The organism is Thiohalophilus sp. (assembly GCF_031581315.1).
Classification (GTDB): Bacteria; Pseudomonadota; Gammaproteobacteria; order UBA6429; family Thiohalophilaceae; genus Thiohalophilus.
Window position 1 is genome coordinate 16654 of the sequence record NZ_JAVLAZ010000013.1, and the last position, 3809, is coordinate 20462.

Genomic DNA, 3809 nt, shown 5'->3' on the forward strand with positions numbered 1-3809 from the left:
TTTCGGGCATCACATAAGCCACAGTCGGGCGTGAATCGGGTATACTTTCACGCGTTATCCACACTTTTACTGGTAGTCATTCCCATGTCGTTTTTTTCCCGTTTTGTTGTTATTACGGCCCTGCTGGGGCTGTTTACCCCGGCCGGTGCCGATGAACTCGATCAGGCCCGTCAGGCCATCATGGATCGCTTCGAGGATGTCAAAGCCGAGAATGTCGAGGCGTCGCCGATCAAGGGACTTTACCGGGTCACGATCCCACCGCAGGTATTCTATATGTCCGGCGATGCCCGTTATGTGGTGGACGGCAGTGTAATCGACATGGCCGAGCGGCGTAACCTGACCGATGAATACCGTAACCAGGCGATTAACGCGGCCATCGAAGGGATGGGCGAGGAGTCGATGATCGTCTTCGGTTCGAAAGATGCCGAACATACCGTCACTGTGTTTACCGATATCGATTGCGGTTACTGTCGTAAACTGCATGAGTCCGTGGGCGCCTATAACGAGGCCGGCATCCGGATTCGTTACATGGCCTATCCGCGCGCCGGTCTCAATTCCGAGTCCTATCAGAAAGCCGTTTCCGCCTGGTGTGCCGACGATCGGCAGGGCGCGCTGACCCGGGCCAAGCAGGGCGAGTCGATCCCGCAAAAAACCTGCGATAACCCTGTCGCCGATCAGTTCCAGCTCGGTCAGACCATGGGCATCTCCGGCACGCCGGCGCTGGTCTTGGAAACCGGCAAGATCATCCCCGGCTTCGTCCCCCCCAAACGCCTCGCCGCGATCCTCAACGGCAAAATGCCGAACTGAGGCATTTTTCCGGGGCTCTGGAAATCAACGCGGAGGTCGCAGAGGCGCAAAGACGCGGAGATATAATGTTGAATGTTGAATTTTAAATTCTGAATTTCAGAACTGGCTCCCATTCAAAATTCAATATTTCAAATCCAAAAGATTGTTTTCTCCGCGCCTCGGCGTCTCCGCGTCCTCCGCGTTATTTCCAATGCATTTGAAAAAATACCACCGAAGACACTGAATTCACTGGTTCGGTGTTTTATGGTGATTCAGTGTTTCGGTGGTCAGTCCAGGGATGATGGTACCCGGGCACATCGAATGGTTTTTAACAAAAAACTTTGCGTTCTTTGCGCCTTGCGTCCTTCGCGTTAATTACATCGGGCTGACTAGTTGAGCGCCTGGGCCAGCAGGCGGCGGTATTTGCTGACCAGTTCGCCGCATACCCGTCTGCCGAACTACCTTATAAATAGTCTTTGCCGCCACAAAACCGGCCCGTCTTTGTGTTGATCGCCGATCAGTGCAGGTTGGAAACCTCTTCGGGATCATCTAAGATAGTAATTGATTACTATCTTTTGAGGTGTGGCGTGAGCAAAAACAGGCACTTGCCGGCGGATGAGCGCAAAGAGCTGACGGTGCGCGCGGTGGTGGATCTGTGCGGCAGGGAGGATCCGGCGCGGATCACCACCGCCTCCATCGCCAAATACATGCAGGTGACCCAGGGCGCCCTGTTTCGTCATTTCCCCAGCAAGGAGGCGATCTGGACGGCAGTGGTGGAATGGGTGGCCGAACGGGTCATGCAGCGCCTGGAGCGGGCGGCGCAGCAGGCCGTGACGCCACTGGCGACACTGGAGGCCATGTTCATGGCGCATATCGATTTCATCACCGAACACCCCGGCGTGCCCCGCATGATGATGGGCCAGCTGCAGCACGCCCGGCCGACACCGGCGCGGCGTATGGTGCAGGGCCTGATGTCCCGCTACCACCAGCGGCTCGAAGCGCTGCTGGAGGAGGGCCGGGCCCGGGGTGAGCTGCGGGCCGATCTGGACAGTGCGGCGGCGGCGACCCAGTTCATCGGCACCATTCAGGGGCTGGTGATGCAGTCGTTGATCGCCGGGGAGGTGGGCCAGATCCGCGATCTGGCGCCGGGGGCATTCCGGCTCTATTGTCAGGGGATTGCCGCACAACGGAGCGGGACACCATGAAAGAAAAAATACTCAATATGCTGCAGCGCTCGAAATGGGTGCTTGCCGGACTGGGGGTGGGGATTGCGTTGCTGGTGCTGCTGGTGGTCAATCGCCAGACGCCGGGCCATGGGGACGTTGACCACCGGGTGCCGACCCTGTCGGTGATCGAGGTGCAGCCGCTGGCCTTCGAGATGGAAGCACGCGGTCACGGGGTGACCCGGGCCGCCGAAACCTGGCAGGCCAGCGCCAATGTGGCCGGGCGGGTCGTGGAGCGTCACCCGGAACTGGAAAGCGGTAATCTGCTGCGCGAGGGCACGTTATTGCTGGCGCTCGATCCAAGCCGCTATGAACTGGCCATCGCCGAGGTGGAAGCCGAACTGGCCTCGCTGGCCGCCGAGCAGGCCCAGCTCGACACCGAACAGCAGAATACCGGGCGCCTGCTGGCGCTGGAGCAGGAGCGACTGGATCTGGCCGAGCAGGAGCTGGCGCGGATCGAACGACTGGTGAAACAGGGCTCTATCTCGCGCTCGCAGCGCGATGAACAGCGCCGCGCCACGGTGGCGCAGCGCCAGGCGGTGGCCGTGCTGGAAAACCAGCTGGCGCTGCTGCCCACCCGCCGCGACACCCTGAAGGCCCAGATGGCGCGGGCCGAAACCCGGCTGGAACAGGCTCGTCAGGATCTGGCGGACACCCGCTTCGTTGCACCCTACGATCTGCGCCTCGGCGAGGTGGAGGTCGAGCTGCACCAGCATGCCGCCGTCGGCCAGAAACTGTTTCGCGCCGACAGCATCGAGGCGGCCGAGATCGAAACCCATATCCCGTTGCCCATGCTGCGTCGGCTGATGGGTAACGTACTGCGCGCCGCGCCGCCGACCGATGCCCTGGCTATTGAAGAGCGGCTCGACTTCTCGGTCATCGAGGCGCAGGTACGCCTCGCCGGCGCGGAAGATATTCGCTGGCCGGCGCGGGTGAGCCGGGTGAGCAGCGGGCTCGATCCGGTGACCCGCACCGCGCGGGTGGTGGTGACCGTCGACGAACCCTATGGCCAGGTGGCACCGCCCGATCGCCCGGCCCTGCAGCCGGGCATGTATGTGCAGGTACGGCTCAATGCGATGAGCCGGGCGCCGCAGCTGGTGATCCCGGCCACAGCCGTGCACGCCGGCGAGGTCTACCGGGTCAGTGAGGATGATCGTCTGGAACGGGTGGCGGTGACCGTGGCCTTCGAACAACACGATCTGGCCATCATCAGCGAGGGGCTTTCGCCCGGCGATCGGGTGATTGTCGACGATCCGGTGCCGGCGCTCGAGGGGATGGCTCTCAAGCCGCAGCACGATAGTGCACTGGAGCAGCGGTTGCAGGCCCGCGCCCGGGGCAATAGCCCATGATTCGCTGGTTCGCCGGTCATCCCACCGCGGCCAACCTGCTGCTGATCGTGTTGCTGGCGGCGGGGCTGTTCGCCGCGCCGTCGCTCAAGCGCGAGACCTTTCCCGATTACCGGCCGGTGGAGGTAAGCGTCGAGGTGGTCTATCGCGGCGCCAGCGCCGGCGATGTGGAGGACGCCGTCTGCCGGCGGCTGCACGATGCCATCAAGGGCGTCGACTATCTGGATGAGCTGATCTGCGTGGCCCAGGACAACCTGGCCAGTGCCACCGCCACCATGCAGGCGGGCGGCGATCCCATCCGTTTTCTCAACGAGATCGACACCGAGGTCAACGCCATTACCGATCTGCCCGTGCGCGCCGAAGCGCCGGTGGTGCGGGAGCTGCACCGCAGCGATCTGGTGGCGGCGGTGGCGGTCGCCGGCGACATGCCGCCGGATCAGCTGGAAGATTACGC

General features: G+C 62.3%; 4 protein-coding genes. All 4 read left to right on the top strand.

All coding sequences use genetic code 11. From position 1 onward, the window contains the following. The coding region (locus RI563_RS03155) for a DsbC family protein (protein ID WP_310692892.1) at positions 1 to 807 on the top strand (807 nt) is incomplete at its 5' end. 566 nt (positions 808 to 1373) lie between these two features. After that, positions 1374 to 1991 carry a TetR/AcrR family transcriptional regulator gene (locus tag RI563_RS03160; protein WP_310692893.1) on the top strand — a complete coding sequence of 206 codons (618 nt, stop codon included), beginning with the start codon at positions 1374 to 1376 and terminating at the stop codon, positions 1989 to 1991. Next, complete coding sequence (locus RI563_RS03165) at positions 1988 to 3358, top strand: hypothetical protein (protein ID WP_310692894.1); 1371 nt, start codon at positions 1988 to 1990, stop codon at positions 3356 to 3358. The genes RI563_RS03160 and RI563_RS03165 overlap by 4 nt, the downstream gene beginning before the upstream one ends. Beyond that, positions 3355 to 3809, top strand: a 455-nt coding sequence (locus RI563_RS03170) for an efflux RND transporter permease subunit (RefSeq protein WP_310692895.1), incomplete at its 3' end; no start/stop codon positions are given. The genes RI563_RS03165 and RI563_RS03170, both read left to right, overlap by 4 nt.